The organism is Streptomyces sp. NPDC022910, from assembly GCF_055561075.1.
In genome coordinates this window covers 1-19,159 of the sequence record NZ_JBVHHL010000093.1, presented here as the reverse complement: position 1 = coordinate 19,159, position 19,159 = coordinate 1, and the positions used below count along the sequence as shown (strand labels likewise).

Below are 19,159 nucleotides of genomic sequence, written 5' to 3'. Positions count from 1 at the left end.
TACGTGCCCCCAGGTGAAGGCGCGCAGGAAGGACCCCAGCGTGGACGGGGCGCGCACGCCGCCGAACAGGCGCGGCAGGCCACCGTGGCGCAGCACGTCCAGGTCGTCGATGCTGTCCGCCCCGGCCACCATCCCGCCCACGATCGACAGCGCCTTCGCGGCGGCGGCCGTCCCGGCGCCGTTGGCCGCGCCGACGAGTTTCACCTTCTCGGCCACCAGGGCGGGCAGGCCGCACCGCTCGGCCAACCGGATCGTCGGGATGAGCCCGGCATGCGCGATCAGGTCCGGGTCGTCGAACGCGGCGAACAGTTCCGCGGGCCTGTGGGAGACTTTCACTTCAGAGGTGCCTTGCCGATCGAGCGTGGTGGAAGCGTAGGAACTCCCATCATCGCAGGTCAGCAGGCACCTCTTCCTATTTCCCCGTCCACAGACAGCCCCTCACGCGGTGGATCGAGGCTGAGGCCTCGAAACCGTTCGTTCAACATGAAGGCCAGCAGCCTGAGAAATTCAGACCGCCCTCACGTACCAACCCTTGGCCAGCACGAGAGTCTCCTGAACGTCGATCGTCTCGTGAGCGGAAGCACAACTCCCGGCAAACGAGGCCGGTCCGCATCCCATCGACTGTGGATGCCCGCCAGGCGTTCCGCACACAGAAGAACCGCATGCTGCGGTCCCACCTGCGGCTCGCCCTCGCGACGGCCACCGCGGCCGCTCTGACGGCCGCGGTCTGCTCACCTTCTCGACCCAGACGGCGTCCGCCGGGGACTCTGAACCGTTCCGGGTTCGGTAGAGATCTCAGTTGTTGGTTGTGACCTGGGTTTTCGTGGCATTCAGGTAGTGGTTGGCTTCGTATTCGGCGGGCGGGATGTGTCCTATCTCACCGTGGAGCCGGGTGTGGTTGTACCAGTCGGTCCATTCGGCGGTGGCCAGCTCGACCTTGGCGAGGGATCGCCAGGGCCTCTGCGGCTTGATCACCTCGGTTTTGAAGAGGCCGATCGTGGACTCCATCAACGCGTTGTCGTACGCGTCGCCGACCGATCCGATCGAGGCGGCGATGCAGGCCTTCTCCAAGTGCTCGGCCAGCGTGAAGGACGTATATTGCGAGCCTGCGTCCGAGTGGTGAACCAACTCCCCAGGCAAGGGCGGGTAGTGGTCGCGGTCGCGTTGCCACAGTCCCATGTCCAGGGCGTCCAGGACGAGCCGGGTCTGCTTCGTGGTCGAGGCGGACCAGCCAACGATCCGGCGGGAGAAGGTGTCCACGACGAAGGCGACGTATACGACGCCCGAGAACGTGGCGACGTGGGTGAAGTCGGCGACCCAGCACCGGTTGGGGGCCGCGGCGACGAAGTCGCGGTCGACCAGGTCCGGTGCCCGTGGCGCGGTGGGGTCAGGGATCGTGGTGATCACCTTCTTGCCGCGGACGGCGCCGGTGATCCTCAGCTCGCGCATGAGACGTTCGACTGTGCAGCGGGCCACGGTCTGGCCCTGGCGGTTCAGGTGCCGCCAGATCTTCCTCGCGCCGTAGACACGGTAGTTGGCGTCGTATGCCTCCTGAATCAGGACCTTCAGCTCGGTGTCGCGGACGGTGCGGGCCGAGGGTGCCTGCCGGCGTTTGTGGTGGGCGTAGTAGGTGGACGGGGCGATCTTGCAGTCGTGGTCGGTCAGAACACGGCAGATCGGCTCGACGCCGCCGAAGCGGTCCCGGTGCTCGTCGATGAACGCTACGAGCGTGTGTGTGGCCGGTCGAGCTCGGCGATGCTCCTATGTCAAGCTGCGGCAGAAACCGGCAGGTCGGCATGCGTCACGGTGGGCTGGCTGACGGCCTCGTCGGCGAGCAGGGCCCGAAAGACGCGGTCGGAGACGCGGCGACGCAGCAGGCGCACGGCCTCCTTGGGGGTCTTGCCGCGAGCCAGCTGCTTGGCGAAGTAGTCGGCGCCTTCACCACCGCGTCGGACCTGCGTGACCGCGATCATGTGCAGTGCATGGTTGATCGAACGGTTCCCGCCCCGGTTGAGGCGGACGCGGACCTTGTTCGACGACCACACAGGAATGGGAGCCGTGCCGGTGAAGTGAGCGAACGCATCCTTCGACTTGAACCGGGCGGCACCGGCCGTCTCACCGATGACGACGGCCGCGCTGATCACCCCGCACCCGGGGATATCCAGCAGCGAGGGCGCCAGCGTCTCCACCAGCCTGCGCAGGCGTGCCTCCAGACCGTTGATCTGCTCGGTCACCCTGCGGCATTCACCCACAAGGTCGCGGGCGATCTCCACGACGACACCCGTGCGGCCGTCGAGCTCCGCAGTCAGCATGTCGAACACGCACAGGCGGCGTAATCCCCGGGAAGGAACCGGGAGCTCCGGGTCGATCTCGTGCAGGAACCAGCGCAGCTTGTTCGCCGCAGCGGTCCGGCTCCGCACCAGGCGCCGGCGATGGTCGACCAGTAGCTTGACGTCCCGCGCGGGTCCGGCGAGGCTGGCGCGCGGCAGCTCGGGTTCTCGCAGGGCCACCCGTGCGACCGCCTCGGCGTCGATCGGGTCGGACTTGCCCCGCTCCCGGGCCGAGCGTCGGGCCCCGGCCATGAGCCGCGTATGCACCCGCACCACCGCATGGCCGGCAAGCAGGAGATCCGCCTGAACCGCCGGGTCAGATGGCGGCAGTCCTCGATAGCGAGCAGGACCTGCCCGAACCGGGCAATCCACTTGAGCGCCTGGACATGACCGGACGGAGTGGCCTTGACGGTGATCTCGTCCGCCCTGCGTCCCAGCTGGTCGACCGCGACCAGCGTATGCGTCTTCTTGTGACCGTCGATGCCGACAACGTGCAAGGGAACCTCCGCAGTCCGGTGGAGAGTTGATCGACGCCTCCACCACGGGGGCAAGCCTCAATCGGGCTCGCGCGGCACGCTCCTATCAGGCCACTCCGGGGCAGAGGCCCGGGCCGGCGGGGCGGCACATCGCCGACAAGCCACCGTTACCGGGGCAGCAAAGAAACGAGCCAGCCCCGCCGGCACCTGTCACTGTGTCACCATCCGTAGGCCCGTGTCCCAGAGACTGTCATTGACGCGAAGAAACTTGCCGCGGCCTTCAGGATCTCGTTGTCTCGGCGGGCGCCATGTCGGCGAACTCCGGGGAATGGAGCACGTCGAGGACCCGTATCTCCTCCTCGGGTGTGAGAGCGCGGGCGTGACGGCGCCGTTCTGGCCGCGGCTTGGCCGGGGCGGGGCTTCGGCGGTGTTGGCGGTAGTAGGTGGCACGGCTCACGCCGAGAGCGGCGCATGCCTGGACGCGTCCGACCAGCCCGGTGAGCTCTTCAAGGGCCTGGTTGCGGACGGTGTTGAACGCCACGGCCGCGAGCTGGGCTTCGGTCACTGATTCTTCTCGCCGTTCCGGGTCGGGGCGCTGTCCGTGGCGAACTGGTCGAGCAGCGCGGAGAGTTTTCCCTGGACCTCGATGACCGTGCGGGCCTTCGCGAGGTCGGCTTCCAGGCGGGCTTTCTCCGCCTTGAGCTTCTCGATCTCCTTGTCCCTGGGGTCCGCCTTCGGCCGTCCGGCCGACGCGGCGAGCGCGTCCAGGGCACCCTTGTCCCGCTGCTGCCGCCACGTCGTGATCAGCGACGAGTACAGGCCCTCCCGCCGCAGCAGAGCGCCCTTGCCCTTCTTGTCCAACGTCTCGTACTCCGCGAGGATCCTCGCCTTGTACTCCGCGGTATACCGGCGCGGACCGGTCGAACGGGCTTCTACCTGCGGATCAGGGGTCCCGTGGTCATTCGTGCTGGCCACCCGGGCACTACTCCTTCCCCGCCCTCGACTCAATGAATCATCCAGTATGCCTGACTCGATCTACTTTGACAGAGAGGGGCGCCGACGCGCGCACGGTCAGCCCGACACCGCCGAAAACGACTCTCCCCGGGGCCCTGCAGGATGCAGAGGGTGTGGACTCCCAGAACCCGGAAAGTGGCCGTGACGGCCGACACCGGACAGTAATCATCCGCCGTCGAAGTGTGCTCGCAGTGACAGCGGGCACGGTGCCGGTAGTGGCCGGCGTCATGGGCGGCGGCACGACCGCACAAGCACCACCGTCACGTCGTACGGACGGTGGTCCTCTATACGGACTGACCGGTGGAACACCGCACCGACCAACTCGGCGTGGACACCGCACGTCCGCGCTTCGGATGGCGCATGCGATCCTCCAAGCGCAGGCGGGGCCCGGGGGCGTACCAAATCCTCGTGGCAAGCTCACCGGGACAGCTGGACCAGGGTGCGGGCAGGGAGAGTCCCAGCGCCGCCCGCTACGTTGTGGCGGCGGTCCGCCCAGGCGCCCTCCCAAGGTAGGCCCATGAGAGTCAGATGACGCTGCTTACCGGGTGAATCTTCTTCGCAGCCAAGCGCAGCCACCGCCGGATCGTGGACCTGTCGGACACACTCGATTGCGTCCGCTACCTGCCGTGGGAGTGGGCATGCCTGCCGCATGACAAGGCCTCAGCCAGAGAGCGAAGTGCCGTCCTCCCCGCTGCCACTGCCGTTGTCATCGAGGGCAGGTGCATGGACCCGAAGCGAGTTGCCGTAGTCAGCTGGAGGGCGAATGTGGCTGTCCGGGCAGACCGTGCCCGACACGTCGTTGGTCGAGCCTACGCACACACGGTGCAGCCAGGAGCAACCTCGCACGAGGCGAAGATGCTTCGGCAAACCCGCCTGGTACTCGCCGGTCGCGGTCGCACCGCTGCCACAGGGAGCGCTGCCGGTGTACCTCGCCTTCAGCCCGGACGACGAGACACACGCCCTGCGATGCGCAGCGGTGGCGGCCGCGACCTGGCTGCTCGTACGCGCCGCACGCGCGGGATACGCCCCACGGAATCCAGGAGAAGGCGGCACCGTCAGCCCCGCGCTGCATGACTGGCTGCTGCTCGTAGGGCTGCTCGCGGACGCCATCGTCCACCACCCCCCGATGAAGCATGCGGAGCAAGTCCCGTGAAAGCACTTGTACTCGCCGGAGGTTCAGGGAGCCGGCTACGACCCATCACCCACACCTACGCCAAGCAACTCGTCCCGGTAGCGAACAAGCCCGTACTCTTCTACGGACTCGAGTCGATCGCCGCGGCCGGGATCAGGGACGTGGGGATCGTCGTCGGGGACAGAGCCGATGAAATCGAGTCAGTTGTCGGGGACGGCGGCGCCTTCGGCCTCGATATCACCTACATCCGCCAGGAGGCGCCCCTCGGGCTCGCCCATGCGGTTCTCGTCTCGCGGGGCTTTCTCCAGGACGAGGACTTCGTGATGTACCTCGGGGACAACTTCATCGTGGGCGGTATCACCGGCCTGGTCGACGAGTTCCAGCGCGCCCGGCCGGACGCCGGGATCCTGCTCACCCGGGTCGCCGATCCGAGCTCCTTCGGTGTCGCCGAACTCGATGCGGCCGGCCGAGTCTGCCGCCTCGAGGAGAAGCCGGAACAGCCGCGATCCGACCTGGCGCTGGTCGGCGTCTATCTCTTCTCTCCGGCCGTTCACCGGGCCGTACGCGCCATCAAGCCGTCCCAGCGCGGGGAACTGGAGATCACTCACGCTCTCCAGTGGTTGATCGACGAGGGCTACGAGGTCCGCTCCACCGCCATCGACGGGTATTGGAAGGACACCGGCAACATCCACGACATGCTCGAGGTGAACCGCGCCGTCTTGGAAAGCCTCGAGCCTGCCGTGCGGGGTAGCGTGGACGCGGCTTCGGAGATCATTGGGCGGGTCCGCATCGAGGAGGGCGCCCGGGTGACCGGCTCCCGGATCGTGGGGCCCGCGATCGTCGGCGCGGGCACCGTCATCACCCACTCCTACGTGGGACCGTTCACGTCCATCGCCGCCGACTGTCGTCTGCTCGACAGCGAGATCGAGTACTCGATCGTGCTCGGCGGCTCTGCGATCCGGGGCGTACGCCGTGTGGAGGCCTCCTTGATCGGCCGTTACGTCGACGTCACCCCCGCCCCGGCGGTTCCCGCAGCCCACCGTCTCGTACTCGGCGACAACAGCAAGGTGCAGATCTCCGCATGACGTCCGTCACCAATCGCATCCTGGTCACCGGCGGCGCCGGTTTCATCGGTTCGCACTATGTCCGCACTCTGCTCGGCCCACAGGGCCCTGGCGGTCTCGCCGTCACCGTCCTGGACCAGCTCACCTACGCCGGAAATCCAGCCAACCTGGACCCGGTGCGTGGCCATCCCGGCTTCTCCTTCGTCCGCGGTGACATCTGCGACCGAGAACTCGTCGGCAAACTCGTCTCCGAGCACGACGAGGTGGTGCACTTCGCCGCCGAGTCCCATGTCGACCGCTCCATTGAGAGTGCCGACACGTTCGTCCATACCAACGTCCTGGGCACCCAGACGCTGCTGGACGCAGCGGTGCGCCACCGGCTGCGCACCTTCGTCCACATCTCCACCGACGAGGTGTACGGCTCGCTCGACGAAGGCTCCTGGCCGGAGACCGATCCGCTGTGCCCCAACTCCCCCTACGCGGCGTCCAAGGCGGCCGCCGACCTGCTGGCCCTGGCCTGCCATCGCACCCACGGCTTGGACGTGCGGGTGACCCGCTGCTCCAACAACTACGGGCCCTACCAGTTCCCGGAGAAGGTCATCCCGCTGTTCGTCACCAACCTCCTCGACGGACTGCCCGTCCCCCTCTACGGCGACGGGCTGAACGTCCGCGACTGGCTTCACATCGACGACCACGTCCGGGGCATCGAACTCGTCCGCACGGCTGGCCGCCCCGGCGAGGTGTACAACATCGGCGGCGGCACCGAACTCACCAACCGCGACCTCACCGGGCTGCTTCTGGATGCCTGCGGGGCCGGCTGGGATCGCGTGGAACACGTCGAGGATCGCAAGGGCCACGACCGTCGCTACTCCCTTGACTGGACCAAGATCCGGTCCGAGTTGGGATACGCGCCTCGCAAGGACTTCACGGCGGGTCTGGCCGAGACCGTCCGCTGGTACCGCGAGCACCGTTCCTGGTGGGAGCCCGTCAAGCGGGAGGCGGCTCGGTGACCCGCTGGATGGTGACAGGGGCCGGCGGGCTGCTGGGCCAGGCGGTCGTCGCCCGGCTGCGCGGCTCGGATGCCATCGCCCTCGACAGACGCGGCCTCGACATTTCCGACCCCGGCTCCGTGCGGGCCGCCATGGCTGCCCACCGTCCGGACGTCGTCGTCAACTGCGCGGCCTGGACGGCCGTCGATGACGCCGAGACCTATGAGGCTGAGGCCCTTCGGATCAACGGCCAGGGCCCGGCCCACCTCGCGGCCGGCTGCACCGCCACAGGCGCCAGGCTCATCCATGTGTCCACTGATTACGTCTTCGCAGGAGATGCCAGCCGCCCCTACCCGGAGGACCACCGCACGGGGCCGCGCACGGCCTACGGCCGCACCAAGCTGGCGGGTGAGCGGGCCGTACTGACGGCTCTCCCAGAAAGCGGCTTCGTGGTCCGGACGGCTTGGCTGTACGGCACGGGCGGGGCCAATTTCGTGCGCACCATGATCCGGCTGGCCGACGAGCGCGACGTGCTGGACGTGGTCGACGACCAGCGCGGGCAGCCCACGTGGACCGTCGATCTCGCCGATCTGCTGGTACGGCTGGGTGACGCGGCACTGGGCGGGCACGCAGGCCCCGGCGTTTACCACGGCACCAGCACGGGCAACGCCACCTGGCACGAGCTGGCCCAGGAGACCTTCCGCTTGCTAGGCGCAGACCCCACCCGGGTCCGGCCCGTCAGCAGCTCCGCGTTCCCCCGACCCGCGCGTCGGCCCGGCTACAGCGTGCTCGGGCATCAGCGCTGGCGCAAAGTCGGCCTCACCCCGATCCGCGACTGGCGCGCGGCGCTCGCTGAGGCGTTTCCGACGCTGCTCAGCGCCGAGCAGCGATGACCTGTTCGGCGGACTGACCACTACGTAGCCGACCGTACCACTCCAGGCACTCCCCGTACTCGGGAAGCAGCCCCATCTCCTCAGCCTCCGAGAGAGTAGGAGCCGCCGCGTCCTTCTCGGACAGCAGCGGCTGCATGCCCTTCGGCCACTCGATACCCAGTGCTAGGTCGAGCGGATGGATGCCGTGCTCGCGCTCCGGGGTGTACGGCGCACTGCACAGGTACACCACCGTGGCATCGTCGGTCAGTGCCATGAAGGCGTGCCCGAGCCCCTCGGCCAGATACACGGCGCTGTGCCGGCCTTCGCCCAGCTCCACGGCCTCCCACTGCTTGAAGGTGGGTGACCCCCGCCGAATGTCTACAACCACGTCGAGAACCGCCCCGCGCACACAGGTCACGTACTTCGCCTGCCCCGGCGGCACATCCGCGAAGTGCACACCACGGAGCGTGCCACGCACGGAAACGGAGCAGTTCGCCTGCGCCACACCGAGGCGATGACGCAGAGCCGCAGTGAATGCCGGGCCGGTGAACCACTCGTGGAAGGTTCCCCTGGGGTCCGAGAACACCGTCGGCTCCAGCACCCACGCTCCCTCAATGCCCAATGCACGCATGGTCGTACTCCTCAGCCGGTCGATATCCGCCTAAACGAGCCCATCGACGGCCGGTCACGGACCCCACCCACCGCACCGAGAAGGCGCATGACTGCCGCCGGCAGGGCACCTCCGCGCTCTGGCAAGGTTGTCGGGTCTGTCAATTCCCTCCGAACGTGGAGACCTTACCTATGCGGCCGGCTCGGTGGTCGTACAGCGCGACCGCGTCCGCCTTGAACGCGGCAGGGTAGTGCCTCATGACCGCGAGCTGTCCACCCTCAGATCCTCAAGATCCATGTTTTGAGTGTCCAAGAGCAGGAGTCAAGGCCCCCAAGGCCAGCTGTTCTCACGGCGAAACCCTGAGTGCCCATTGAGACCCGCCTGATTCGCCGCTCGAGGGACCCTCAGGGGATGTCACAGCTCGGCCCCAAACCTTTCCTCGTTCCCCGGCCCCGGCACGTCACTCGCCGGGACCAGGTACGTTCGAAGACGTGGCTGGATTCAGGATCGGACGCGACCGGGCGGGCCGCGCTCCTCAAGCGCGACCGCAGCACCCCCCGTACGGACAGCAGGCGCCGCAGGGCCCGTCGTACGGCTACCCCTCCGCGCCGCAGCAGCAGTACGGCAGCGCACAGCCCCGTGGTGGGCAACCGCAGTGGCGGGCGCCCCAGGGCGGCCAGGGTGAGCCGGAGTACTTCGGCGACGACGTCCAGGGCTACCCCCGCACGGCGGATCCGTACGCGGCGAACAGCCCGGGCCACACCCAGGCGTTTTCCGTCGGCGAGGACCCCTACAGCGTGGGCGAGACCTATCGCGCGGGCCAGACCCCGGCGCCGCCGATCGGTCCGCGCCTGCACTGGAAGGACCTGCTGCGGGGCATCCTGATGTCCCCGTCCCAGACCTTTCTCCAGATGCGGGACTACACGATGTGGGCCCCGGCCCTGATCGTGACCTTCCTCTACGGTCTGCTCGCGGTCTTCGGCTTCGACGGCGCGCGTCAGGACGCGATCCACGCCACGCTGTCGAACGCGATACCGATCGTCCTGACCACGGCCGTGGCGATGGTGATCAGCTCCTTCGTCCTGGGCGTGGTCACCCACACCCTGGCTCGTCAGCTCGGCGGCGACGGTGCCTGGCAGCCCACGGTCGGCCTCTCCATGCTGATCATGTCCATCACGGACGCACCGCGTCTGGTCGTCGCGATGTTCTTCGGCGGCAACGCGTCCTTCGTCCAGCTCCTGGGCTGGACGACCTGGGTCGGGGCGGGTGCGCTGTTGACGCTGATGGTGTCGAAGTCCCACGACCTGCCCTGGCCGCGAGCACTGGGCGCCTCGGCGATCCAGCTGATCGCGATCCTTTCGATCATCAAGCTGGGGACGTTCTAGACGCCTCGGCGTCCTCGGGACTCGGGCCGGCGCCGCGGTAGAAGCTGCGACGGGCACCGAGCGACTCCGCAGGAGGGGCGGCCGCGCCCCTGCGCCCCCTCGCCGTGCTTCTCGCTGCTGCTCCACGCGGACGGCCGAGGCGCATCGGTCGGCACTGACGACCAGACGGTCACTTCACACAGCGCCGACCATGGGCGGAGTTACAGGGCCTCCTTCGAGGGCGTGATCGGCTCGCCGGACTTGCGTACTACAGGCAGGACGCTCCACGGGAAGTTGATCCAGTCGTCCGTCCGCTTCCAGACGTACTCGCACTTCACCAGCGACTGGGACTTCTCATAGATCACGGCGGAACGGACCTCGGCGACGGTCTCCTGGCAGAAGTCGTGCACCAGTTTGAGCGTCTTGCCGGTGTCGGCCACGTCGTCGGCGATCAGGACTTTCTTGTCGGTGAAGTCGATCGCGTTGGGCACCGGGGCGAGCATCACGGGCATGTCGAGCGTCGTGCCCACGCCCGTGTAGAACTCGACGTTGACCAGGTGGAGGTTCTTGCAGTCCAGGGCGTATGCGAGCCCGCCGGCCACGAACACGCCACCGCGCGCGATGCTGAGCACGAGGTCGGGCTGGTACCCGTCGTCGGCGATGGTCTGAGCCAGCTCGCGGACGGCGCGCCCGAAGTCGTCGTAGGTCAGGTTTTCACGTACGTCGGTCATGTCCCGCTCACACCTGGGTGCGGTGGAAGTTGACGAAGGAGCGGGAGGCGGTGGGGCCGCGCTGTCCCTGGTAGCGCGAGCCGTACCGCTCGCTGCCGTACGGGAACTCGGCCGGTGAGCTGAGCCGGAACATGCACAGCTGGCCGATCTTCATGCCCGGCCAGAGCTTGATCGGAAGGGTGGCGAGGTTGGACAGCTCGAGCGTCACGTGCCCGGAGAAGCCGGGGTCGATGAACCCGGCGGTGGAGTGGGTGACGAGCCCGAGCCGCCCGAGGGAGCTCTTTCCTTCGAGCCTCGAGGCGAGATCGTCGGGCAGGCTGATGACCTCGTACGTACTGGCGAGGACGAACTCGCCGGGGTGGAGGATGAACGGCTCGTCGCCCTCGGGCTCGACGAGTCGCGTGAGGTCGACCTGCTCGATGGAGGGGTCGATGTGGGGGTACTTGTGGTTCTCGAACACCCGGAAGTAGCGGTCGAGCCGCACGTCGATGCTCGAGGGCTGCACCATCGTCGGATCGAACGGGTCGATGACGACCCGCCCCTTGTCGATCTCGGTCCGGATGTCCTTGTCTGAGAGAAGCACGTCCTGAGAATACGCAAGGCGCGCGGAGCCGCCACAATCCTGACGGTTCCGCGCGCCCGTACCGCTAGCCGCTACTGCTTCTCCAAGGTCACCGGCACCGCGCTGCGCAGCCTGGCGCAGCGCGGACACCGGACGAGCCTGCCGGGGCCGAGGCGCTCGGCCTGCTGCATCGGGAACGAAGCGGTGCTGAACACGTGCCCCTCGGCACATCGGACGACGGTGCGCTCCATCAAGTCCTCTGAGTCCCTTCCCCAAGAGCCTTCGTCTCACTGGCGTGACGGACGACGAAAGCCACATTACGGGATGAAAGGGACGGGTCTCCAGGCGGCGCTCCGACCGCGCACGACCCCTCTTCACCGCCCCCACCGTACGCCCCAACTCCGGTCCGCCGCAGCCTCATCCACGCCCTGGAACGACCTCGGACCCCGCGGCATCAGCACCGGGGGTCCGACATGAGGTACAGTGAGCGAGCGTTGCAACACCGGATCAATCCGGCGTCTTACGCGGGTGTAGTTTAATGGTAGAACATCAGCTTCCCAAGCTGAGAGCGCGAGTTCGATTCTCGTCACCCGCTCCAGATAGAAACCCCAGGTCAGCGACCTGGGGTTCGTTTGTTGTCTAGTCCAATTTTGGGGTCGCGCGCCCTCGGCGTGCCCTAAGTTGAGGCCGAGTGGTCGCTTCAGGGGTGTCCGGGCGTCACTCTGGCCACCTCGACCCCGAGGCGTCTCAAATAGCGAGACACATTTTGTGTGACCTGCGCCACTTTCGTGGATGGTTGCTGCGAAGTCGCTTGCGTAAAGCAGTAGTTCGCGGCGTGCGTCGAACCTGTCAACGGCGAAATCCTCGGCACGGCCAGGAGGAACGACGTAGCACTGCGGAGGCGGGACAGCTGGGCCCTCAAAGACGGCAGTGGCTCCTGGGTACATGTGCGGTACTGGTGAGGCGCGATGACGCCTCCGCAGTAAGCGGTCGCGCGGATGGGTGCGGTTGGGGGGACCGGCAGCAGCGCGGGCACAGGTCCGGTGATCACGGAGTTGCAACCCTCTGTGATCAGTGGGGAGATCCGTGTCCGCGCTGCCGTCGTGGCATGAACCGCTCTGGAGCGAAAATCGCGGGCCTGCTGGCCGAGTGGCCGCGAGGAGAACACCCGGTTGTACTGCCTGATGGGGTGGTTCGCCTGGTCGGAAGCAGCGGCTGTCGGTCCACCCGGACAGTGCCGCAGTCGTCGACGCGGTTCGTCAGGGTGTCTTCCGGGGCGGGATGTCGGCCGGCCTGTCGTGAGCTGTGCCGGGGGACTCGGTGTCTGAGAGTGCGGCGAGGAGTCGCAGTTTCTCGTCGCTGTCGCTGTCCTTGTCGGGGTAGTAGACGACGAGGATGACATCGCCGACGGGGAGTTTGTCGCGGTGGAGGCGGAGTTCACCGACGACAGGGTGGTGGACGGTGGTGGTGCCTCCGTCGAGGTTGCGGATGTCGTGGCGAGCCCACAGGGTGCGGAACCGCTGGCTGGAGAGCGCGAGTTCTCCGATGAGCTCGACGAACCGGGGGTTGTCGGTGTCGTCCCCGATGGTGGTGCGCAGGGTGGCGACGAAATCGGCGGCGGCTTTCGGCCAGTCCTGGTGGAAAGCTTGTTCCTCGGGATCGAGGAGGAGGGAACGGAGCCGGTTCTCGCCGGGCCGCAGGCGGGGCGAGAGCGCGACGGCCATGGGGTTGGAGGCTAGGACGTCGAACGCGCGCCCTTCGACGAATGCGGGGATCTGAAGGTGGGCGAGCAACTCGTGCACTCGCGCCGGTACGTGCTCGGGCCGCTTGCGGCGTGGCGCCTTGGGGCGGGCCGCCGCGAGGCCGAGTAGATACGTCCGTTCGATGTCGTCGAGCTGCAGGACGCGCGCGAGTGCTTCGAGGACCTGCTGCGAGGGGTTCGTGTCCCGGCCCCGTTCCAGGCGCAGGTAGTAGTCGGGGCTGATGCCGGCGAGCAGGGCGACTTCCTCACGGCGCAGGCCGGGCACGCGTCGGTTGCCGCCGGGCGGGAGTCCCGCCCGCGCCGGGGAGACCAGCTCACGCCGGGCACGAAGGTAGCTGCCGAGCCGGTTGCCGGATTCCTCGTCCTTCATACCGCCACCGTAATGCGGTCCGCGTGTCGCAGAGGGGGCCCTGGCAGGACCAGGGAAGACGGGGGCCCTGCCACACCCGGCGGATGCCGTCAAGACTTCCGGTAGCACCATCAGCGCCGCGGGCCTGGAAGCCATCGGCGCCCTGATCTGAAGGGAAGATCTCGTGGATCTCTCCAACCGCACCGTACTCATCGTCGGCGGGACCTCGGGAATCGGGCGGGAGCTGGCCCGCCGGTTCGCCGCGGCGGGCAGCACCGTGGCCGTCGCCGGCCGTAGCCCGCAGGCGCTCTCGGAACTCGCCGGAGAAGGCTTCGGCACGTTCGGTATCGACGTCACCGACAGTGCCTCCGTCACGGCCGTCCGTGACTCCGTGCTGGCCCGGTACCCCGAGCTGGACACCGTGGTGACGATGTCCGGCGTCATGCTCCTGGAGGATCTGCGCGACCCCGCGCACTTCGAGGTGGCACAGACGACGATCGACACCAACCTGCTCGGCACCATCCGGGTCATAGACGCCTTCACCCCACACCTGATTCGGCGGGGCGCCGGCACCTTCGTCACGGTCACCTCCGGGATCGCCTTCCTGCCGTTCCCGCCCATGCCCACCTACGCCGCCTCGAAGGCCGCGGTGCACGCCTACTCCGAGGCACTGCGCGTACAACTCGACGGCACCGGCGTCGACGTCCTCGAGCTCGTCCCGCCGGCCGTCGCCACAGCAGGCCAGGAAAAGGTGAACCCGCACGCGCTGCCGCTCGACGACTTCGCCACCGAGGTCATGCACCTGCTCTCGCAGGACCCCGCCCCCCGCGAAGTCCTCGTGAAGGGCGTCCTCATGCACCGGTGGGCCGAGCGAGACGGTATCTACGACGACCTCGTCGCACAGCGCGCCAAGGCCCTGGCCATGCTCCCCGGCCGCCAAAGCTGACACCCTTCCTCATCGGCGGCCCCCTCGCTCGTCGCCAGGCGACATGACGCCCGGTTGTCGTCGCCGCCCCTGCAGGGGCGGGGCGCTGCACGCCCGTGTTCGAGTCCTTCTCCCGCCACCGCCGCTGTGCCATCCCCTGACGACGGTGGCAGCGGCACATGTCCCGTCGAGGGAGGTCACAGGGCTGTGGGCGGAAGTGCACGGCAGGAAAGCCGCGCCCGCGGAGAGCAATATCTGTGCCCGTGAAATGAGAAATAGGTGCGGGGTACGGCGAGTATTCCTCGCCCGCCCGGCGGAGCGGAATTATCCACCGCGCAAAGCCGATCGCACCGTGCTACTGTCGAACTCAGTTGCAGGTGTGGTTGCCAGAAGGTTTTTCCGACGGCTGATCATCACGGCGACACGGAATGCGCACAGGGCGTATTCCTGTACACCGCCTCCGAAGGGGAAACAACATGGCTACCGGCACTGTGAAGTGGTTCAACGCGGAAAAGGGCTTCGGCTTCATCGAGCAGGACGGCGGCGGCGCCGACGTCTTCGCCCACTACTCGAACATCGCCACCCAGGGCTTCCGCGAGCTGCTGGAAGGCCAGAAGGTGTCGTTCGACATCGCGCAGGGCCAGAAGGGCCCGACGGCCGAGAACATCGTTCCGGCCTGACGCACCGGCACTGACGCATACTTCGCAGCTGGGGCCCGCACCTTGGGGTGCGGGCCCCAGCTCGCTTTATTCCCAGGGTGATTCGACCCTGTTTTCGGCCCGTTCTCGCGATTCTCTGCGCCGCTCATTCTGCTGCGGAAATTCCTTGATACGTGCCCGCATCGAGGAAGGTTCCGCATGAACCGCACACGCACCACTCGCACACGCACAAATCGCACATACGACCGCTTCGGAGGAAGTACCGCGGCGGGCCGCTCCTTCGTTCCGCACCGCTCCAGTGGTTACGGAAACCGACAGCCCGCGGGGGGCGATTTCGCGCCGCCGAAGACGGTCAGTCCCGCGTTGCCCGCTGTCGAGTCGTTCGCCGATCTCGCCATGCCGGCGATGTTGCTGACCACGCTCGGCCATGAAGGCGTGACCGTACCGTTCCCGATCCAGGCGGCGACCCTGCCGAACTCCCTGGCCGGCCGTGACGTACTCGGTCGCGGCCGCACCGGGTCGGGCAAGACCCTCGCCTTCGGCCTCGCAGTACTGGCCCGTACGGCGGGGCGGCGCGCCGAGCCGCGTCGGCCGCTGGCCCTGATTCTCGTCCCCACCCGTGAGCTGGCCCAGCAGGTCACCGACGCGCTCGCTCCCTATGCCCGCTCCGTGAGCCTGAGGCTCGCCACCGTCGTCGGCGGAATGTCCATCGGCGGGCAGGCCGGTGCGCTGCGGGCCGGCGCGGAGGTGGTCGTCGCGACGCCCGGTCGGCTCAAGGACCTCATCGACCGGGGCGACTGCCGACTCGCCGACGTCGACGTCACGGTGCTCGACGAGGCCGACCAGATGACCGACATGGGCTTCATGCCCCAGGTCACCGCCCTGCTCGACCAAGTGCGCCCCGAGGGCCAGCGGATGTTGTTCTCGGCCACCCTGGACCGCAACGTCGACCTGCTGGTCCGCCGCTACCTGACCGACCCGGTGGTGCACTCCGTCGACCCGTCGGCCGGTGCCGTCACCACGATGGAGCACCACGTACTCCACGTGCACGACGCGGACAAGCACCGCACGACCACCGAGATCGCGGCCCGGGACGGCCGGGTCGTCATGTTCCTGGACACCAAGCACGCCGTGGACCGGCTGACCAAGCACCTGCTGAACAGCGGTGTCCGCGCCGCGGCCCTGCACGGTGGCAGGTCCCAGCCGCAGCGCACCCGGACCCTGGCACAGTTCAAGGACGGTCACGTCACGGTCCTGGTGGCCACCAACGTCGCGGCCCGCGGCATCCACGTCGACAGCCTCGATCTGGTCGTCAACGTGGATCCGCCCAGCGACCACAAGGACTATCTGCACCGTGGCGGCCGTACGGCCCGTGCCGGGGAGTCCGGCAGCGTCGTCACCCTGGTGACCCCCGACCAGCGCCGCGGCATGACCCGGCTGATGGCTTCGGCCGGCATCACCCCGCACATCACCCCGGTCCGCTCGGGCGAGGCGGAGCTGAGCCGCATCACAGGCGCCCAGGCGCCCTCCGGGGTCCCTGTGGTTGTCACCGCGCCTGTCGTGGAACGCACCCGCCGCGCGTCTTCGCCGTCCCGGGACCGCCGGGGCCGCCCCGGCCAGGGCCGACCCGTCGGCGCGGGGGCGCGCCGCAAGGCACAGCGGCTGCCCGGAAAAGACTCGGCTGCTTAGGCCGGCACAGTCCCCGGCGCCCCTTGGCCTCCCGAAAGCCGCCGTGGTCTCCCGGGGCCGCAAGGGCCGCCAAGCCGACCATCCCTTACCGAAGGAGACACCCTTGACGCCAGCGCGGACGCAGTACCGTATGCCGGACCCCGCTCCCGTGACCGCGGTCGAGGACATCGAAGGGCACGGCCCTCGGGTGTGTGACGACATGACCGTCGAGGTGGCTCTGGCCGTCATGGCGGGTGCCCGGGTCGAGTACCTGACCGTGTGCGACGGGGACGACGAGAGCACAGGCTTGGTCACCCGGGTCCGGCTCGCCGTTATCCGCAACAGTTCCGCGTACACGGACCGGATCCGTCTGCGGGACGTCCGCGACGGACCGCTGCCCTCGCCCGGCGTCGGCGAGTACGGCCGGGTTCCGGGCGTACCCGCCCTCTCGTGCTGATCCGTCTCGCCCCGGGCGGCCCGTCCTCCTTCTCCCCGCGACTTCTCTCCTGTGAGGCATCATGCGCTGTGTCATCGCCCGGTACCCGTTCGACCTGACCAGGACCGGGGTGCTGGCCTCCATGAAGGGCGTCAGGCCCGAGCTCGTCACGGGTACGTCCGTGACCATCGGCCGCCGCCGCTACCCGGTCAAGCAGGTGGGCCAGGTCATCACACGACAGGACCCCCGTGACTTCACCGCCGTTGAAGTCACGCGGGCCATGACACGCCTCGGCTTCTCCTGCCACGACCGCCCCGAGGCCGCGCCCATGGGCGTGGGTGGACCCGCTCTCCCCCGAACCGCGTCCGCACTGCTCGGCGGCACCGGCGTGGCCGTGTGAGGACGGGCGGGAGACCGCCCTCAGGATCCCGGTGGGGGCCCTGCCGACGCGCGTCGGCAGGGCCCCCACCGCTGTGTTCGCCGTCCGCTCGGAAACCGCCGGCCGGGCAACGGGGCGGAGACAGCGTCTCACCGGTCGAAGTGGATGAGATCTCCTACGGTCCATGCGCTGACGTCCTTGATCGCGACTCGGTACATGCCGCCCGTCTCCGGGATCCCAAGGCTGCCCTGCAGGATCCGGGCGAGATGAAAGTGCAGATGCGTGGGCGCCTCGCCGCGACCGGGCCGGTTCCCTCGCGGACCGCGGGCGAAGACGTCCGAGAACGGGCCGAGACGGTCCGAGTCCTTCAGGACCTCCGCCACCCGCTCCCTCCACGCCGCCTCGGGAGCCAGCCGGCCGGTGATGACGGCACCACCGACGATCACGGTCAGCGACATCTGATTGCTTCGCTCGGACTCCACCGCGACGGAGATGGCGACGAGCAGCTCATCAGGGTTCGACATGACAGCAGAGCTTATGCGCCCCACCCGTGCCCGAACCGCCCGCGGGACCGAAGTGGTTGCGCGCGACAGGAGGCGGCTTCGCCAACCGGTGAGGGCCGATCGCGGCAAGGTTCTTCCTCCTCCAGAAGAGCGAAATCTTCTCTTGCTGGAGTAGATTTTCGTTGCTGACATGGATACGCTTCATCTCGTAGACACGGTCGAACGAGACCCGCCAGACACGAACTGGCGGGTGGCTGAATACGAAGTACGCAGGTCAGTGCGGCTCTCGAGCCTCGAAGCCAGAGTGTTCCCAGAACGGTGACGGGACTGAGAGCCGCGCTGGGCGGCTCGCACGTCGAGGAGCTGCCAACAGCAGTACAGGTTTACTCAGTGGTTGGATCGAGAGGAACGGAGGAGCAGACGCCATCAGGATCGCCCGGCCCGAGAAGCACTCGGCCCGGGTACCGCAAGACCCCGGATTGGATGGTGGTCCCCGGTCACGCAGTTGCGATCCCCCGCTCCGCCCTGCCGGGCCGGGTAGCGGACACAGAAGGTCGGCACAGCAGTAGGGCCGACAGATGGTGTTCAATTTCCTTCGGGGCCCTGGTGCCGTACGGCACCAGGGCCCCTCGACGCGTTGCACAGCGAGGTGACATGACATCAGACAACCCTCTGAATGATCGACTGGACGACGACGACTACCCCGCATACACGATGGGCCGGGCAGCCGAGATGCTCGGCACCACCCCGGGCTTCCTCCGAGCCATCGGTGAGGCTCGTCTGATCACTCCGCTCCGCTCCGAGGGAGGACATCGCCGGTACTCCCGCTACCAACTGCGGATCGCCGCGCGCGCCCGCGAGCTCGTCGACAAGGGGACCCCAATCGAGGCCGCGTGCCGCATCGTCATCCTCGAGGACCAGCTCGAGGAAGCGCAGCGCATCAACGCCGAGTACCGTCGCGCGGCCAGCCAATCGGCGGGCAGTTCCGGCTCCGGCTCCGCCTGAACTAACGGGCGCGTGCGCTGCTCCCGAACCGACGCCGCCGTCGCCCCCGGGAGGCGCACCCCGCCGGAAGGGCTGTGCACTCGCCAAGGGTCGCCGGGCTGGTCGACGGAGACAGCGGCGCCGAGCGCAGGACCCGTTCACGCAAGTGCCCACAGCGTGCCCATAAGAGCGGACAACCAGGGCCACCAGCGGTACCGACAGGCCCGTGCAACGGCGTAGGCGTACCCCATCCCCGCACCCATGAGGGCCGGGCTTGTCAAGCGCGCATTGGGTCCCTGACCTCGGGTTTTAGCTGTTGAGTCGTACCGAGGGCGTTGGGCGTTCTTGGA

General features: G+C 68.1%; 21 protein-coding genes, 1 tRNA gene and 2 pseudogenes. 13 read left to right on the top strand and 11 right to left on the bottom strand.

Annotation, left to right across the window (positions count from 1 at the left end; translation table 11 throughout):
• The 5 genes and pseudogenes from ACZ3TS_RS40305 to ACZ3TS_RS40285 form a co-directional block, all read right to left on the bottom strand.
• Positions 1 to 336 (bottom strand): annotated as a pseudogene (locus ACZ3TS_RS40305) (IS1380 family transposase); the annotation flags it as partial.
• Positions 337 to 795: 459 nt separating this feature from the next.
• Positions 796 to 1,722 (bottom strand): annotated as a pseudogene (locus ACZ3TS_RS40300) (IS3 family transposase); the annotation flags it as partial.
• Positions 1,723 to 1,766: 44 nt separating this feature from the next.
• Positions 1,767 to 2,582 carry a transposase gene (locus tag ACZ3TS_RS40295; protein WP_467627511.1) on the bottom strand — a complete coding sequence of 272 codons (816 nt, stop codon included), beginning with the start codon at positions 2,580 to 2,582 and terminating at the stop codon, positions 1,767 to 1,769.
• A 504-nt stretch (positions 2,583 to 3,086) separates the two neighbouring features.
• Entirely contained in the window at positions 3,087 to 3,371 is a 285-nt protein-coding gene (locus ACZ3TS_RS40290; RefSeq protein WP_467627509.1) for a hypothetical protein, read from the bottom strand.
• On the bottom strand, positions 3,368 to 3,781 hold the full coding sequence (locus ACZ3TS_RS40285; RefSeq protein ID WP_382291608.1) for a transposase: 414 nt from the start codon (positions 3,779 to 3,781) through the stop codon (positions 3,368 to 3,370). Before ACZ3TS_RS40285 ends, ACZ3TS_RS40290 begins: the two co-directional genes overlap by 4 nt.
• 399 nt (positions 3,782 to 4,180) lie before the next feature.
• Between ACZ3TS_RS40285 and ACZ3TS_RS40280 the strand changes: the two genes are divergently transcribed.
• The 5 genes from ACZ3TS_RS40280 (at position 4,181) to rfbD (ending at position 7,898) form a co-directional block, all read left to right on the top strand.
• A complete protein-coding gene (locus ACZ3TS_RS40280; RefSeq protein WP_467627519.1) occupies positions 4,181 to 4,333 on the top strand; it encodes a hypothetical protein in 153 nt (50 codons plus the stop codon).
• A gap of 409 nt (positions 4,334 to 4,742) precedes the next feature.
• Positions 4,743 to 4,973 carry a hypothetical protein gene (locus tag ACZ3TS_RS40275; protein ID WP_467627506.1) on the top strand — a complete coding sequence of 77 codons (231 nt, stop codon included), beginning with the start codon at positions 4,743 to 4,745 and terminating at the stop codon, positions 4,971 to 4,973.
• A complete protein-coding gene (locus tag ACZ3TS_RS40270) occupies positions 4,970 to 6,037 on the top strand; it encodes a glucose-1-phosphate thymidylyltransferase (RefSeq protein ID WP_467627504.1) in 1,068 nt (355 codons plus the stop codon). Before ACZ3TS_RS40275 ends, ACZ3TS_RS40270 begins: the two co-directional genes overlap by 4 nt.
• Positions 6,034 to 7,026, top strand: a complete 993-nt coding sequence (gene rfbB / locus ACZ3TS_RS40265) for a dTDP-glucose 4,6-dehydratase (RefSeq protein WP_467627501.1) — start codon at positions 6,034 to 6,036, stop codon at positions 7,024 to 7,026. The genes ACZ3TS_RS40270 and rfbB overlap by 4 nt, the downstream gene beginning before the upstream one ends.
• Positions 7,027 to 7,034: 8 nt before the next feature.
• On the top strand, positions 7,035 to 7,898 hold the full coding sequence (rfbD, locus tag ACZ3TS_RS40260; RefSeq protein WP_467627517.1) for a dTDP-4-dehydrorhamnose reductase: 864 nt from the start codon (positions 7,035 to 7,037) through the stop codon (positions 7,896 to 7,898).
• On the opposite strand, the gene ACZ3TS_RS40255 is transcribed toward rfbD, so the two are convergent.
• Entirely contained in the window at positions 7,879 to 8,508 is a 630-nt protein-coding gene (locus ACZ3TS_RS40255) for a dTDP-4-dehydrorhamnose 3,5-epimerase family protein (protein WP_467627499.1), read from the bottom strand. The two genes, rfbD and ACZ3TS_RS40255, sit on opposite strands and share 20 nt — an antisense overlap.
• Before the next feature lie 470 nt (positions 8,509 to 8,978).
• Between ACZ3TS_RS40255 and ACZ3TS_RS40250 the strand changes: the two genes are divergently transcribed.
• A complete protein-coding gene (locus tag ACZ3TS_RS40250) occupies positions 8,979 to 9,872 on the top strand; it encodes a Yip1 family protein (RefSeq protein WP_467627496.1) in 894 nt (297 codons plus the stop codon).
• A gap of 200 nt (positions 9,873 to 10,072) precedes the next feature.
• Here the strand turns inward: ACZ3TS_RS40250 and ACZ3TS_RS40245 are convergent, their stop codons facing one another.
• From ACZ3TS_RS40245 to ACZ3TS_RS40235, 3 genes are all read right to left on the bottom strand, one after another.
• Positions 10,073 to 10,582 carry a phosphoribosyltransferase gene (locus ACZ3TS_RS40245; RefSeq protein ID WP_467627493.1) on the bottom strand — a complete coding sequence of 170 codons (510 nt, stop codon included), beginning with the start codon at positions 10,580 to 10,582 and terminating at the stop codon, positions 10,073 to 10,075.
• Positions 10,583 to 10,589: 7 nt separating this feature from the next.
• The gene (gene dcd / locus ACZ3TS_RS40240; RefSeq protein WP_467627491.1) at positions 10,590 to 11,165 is read right to left on the bottom strand and encodes a dCTP deaminase; all 576 of its coding nucleotides are present in this window, start codon (positions 11,163 to 11,165) and stop codon (positions 10,590 to 10,592) included.
• A 71-nt stretch (positions 11,166 to 11,236) separates the two neighbouring features.
• Entirely contained in the window at positions 11,237 to 11,359 is a 123-nt protein-coding gene (locus tag ACZ3TS_RS40235) for a hypothetical protein (protein WP_467627521.1), read from the bottom strand.
• A gap of 309 nt (positions 11,360 to 11,668) precedes the next feature.
• On the opposite strand from ACZ3TS_RS40235, the gene ACZ3TS_RS40230 reads away from it, so the two are divergent.
• Positions 11,669 to 11,742: transfer RNA gene (locus ACZ3TS_RS40230), tRNA-Gly, on the top strand.
• A gap of 661 nt (positions 11,743 to 12,403) precedes the next feature.
• Here the strand turns inward: ACZ3TS_RS40230 and ACZ3TS_RS40225 are convergent.
• On the bottom strand, positions 12,404 to 13,276 hold the full coding sequence (locus tag ACZ3TS_RS40225) for a helix-turn-helix transcriptional regulator (protein ID WP_467627488.1): 873 nt from the start codon (positions 13,274 to 13,276) through the stop codon (positions 12,404 to 12,406).
• 163 nt (positions 13,277 to 13,439) lie between these two features.
• Here ACZ3TS_RS40225 and ACZ3TS_RS40220 point away from each other — a divergent pair, with 163 nt between their 5' ends.
• The 5 genes from ACZ3TS_RS40220 (at position 13,440) to ACZ3TS_RS40200 (ending at position 17,343) form a co-directional block, all read left to right on the top strand.
• The gene (locus ACZ3TS_RS40220; RefSeq protein ID WP_467627485.1) at positions 13,440 to 14,201 is read left to right on the top strand and encodes an SDR family oxidoreductase; all 762 of its coding nucleotides are present in this window, start codon (positions 13,440 to 13,442) and stop codon (positions 14,199 to 14,201) included.
• A gap of 455 nt (positions 14,202 to 14,656) precedes the next feature.
• Positions 14,657 to 14,860 carry a cold-shock protein gene (locus ACZ3TS_RS40215; protein ID WP_028799214.1) on the top strand — a complete coding sequence of 68 codons (204 nt, stop codon included), beginning with the start codon at positions 14,657 to 14,659 and terminating at the stop codon, positions 14,858 to 14,860.
• A gap of 177 nt (positions 14,861 to 15,037) precedes the next feature.
• Entirely contained in the window at positions 15,038 to 16,528 is a 1,491-nt protein-coding gene (locus tag ACZ3TS_RS40210; protein ID WP_467627483.1) for a DEAD/DEAH box helicase, read from the top strand.
• Positions 16,529 to 16,658: 130 nt separating this feature from the next.
• A complete protein-coding gene (locus ACZ3TS_RS40205) occupies positions 16,659 to 16,964 on the top strand; it encodes a CBS domain-containing protein (RefSeq protein WP_467627514.1) in 306 nt (101 codons plus the stop codon).
• Between the two features lie 61 nt (positions 16,965 to 17,025).
• On the top strand, positions 17,026 to 17,343 hold the full coding sequence (locus tag ACZ3TS_RS40200) for an SCO5918 family protein (RefSeq protein ID WP_467627480.1): 318 nt from the start codon (positions 17,026 to 17,028) through the stop codon (positions 17,341 to 17,343).
• A 128-nt stretch (positions 17,344 to 17,471) separates the two neighbouring features.
• On the opposite strand, the gene ACZ3TS_RS40195 is transcribed toward ACZ3TS_RS40200, so the two are convergent.
• On the bottom strand, positions 17,472 to 17,846 hold the full coding sequence (locus ACZ3TS_RS40195) for a hypothetical protein (protein WP_467627477.1): 375 nt from the start codon (positions 17,844 to 17,846) through the stop codon (positions 17,472 to 17,474).
• A 633-nt stretch (positions 17,847 to 18,479) separates the two neighbouring features.
• Between ACZ3TS_RS40195 and ACZ3TS_RS40190 the strand changes: the two genes are divergently transcribed.
• A complete protein-coding gene (locus ACZ3TS_RS40190) occupies positions 18,480 to 18,830 on the top strand; it encodes a MerR family transcriptional regulator (protein ID WP_467627475.1) in 351 nt (116 codons plus the stop codon).
• The last annotated feature ends 329 nt before the right edge of the window (positions 18,831 to 19,159 follow it).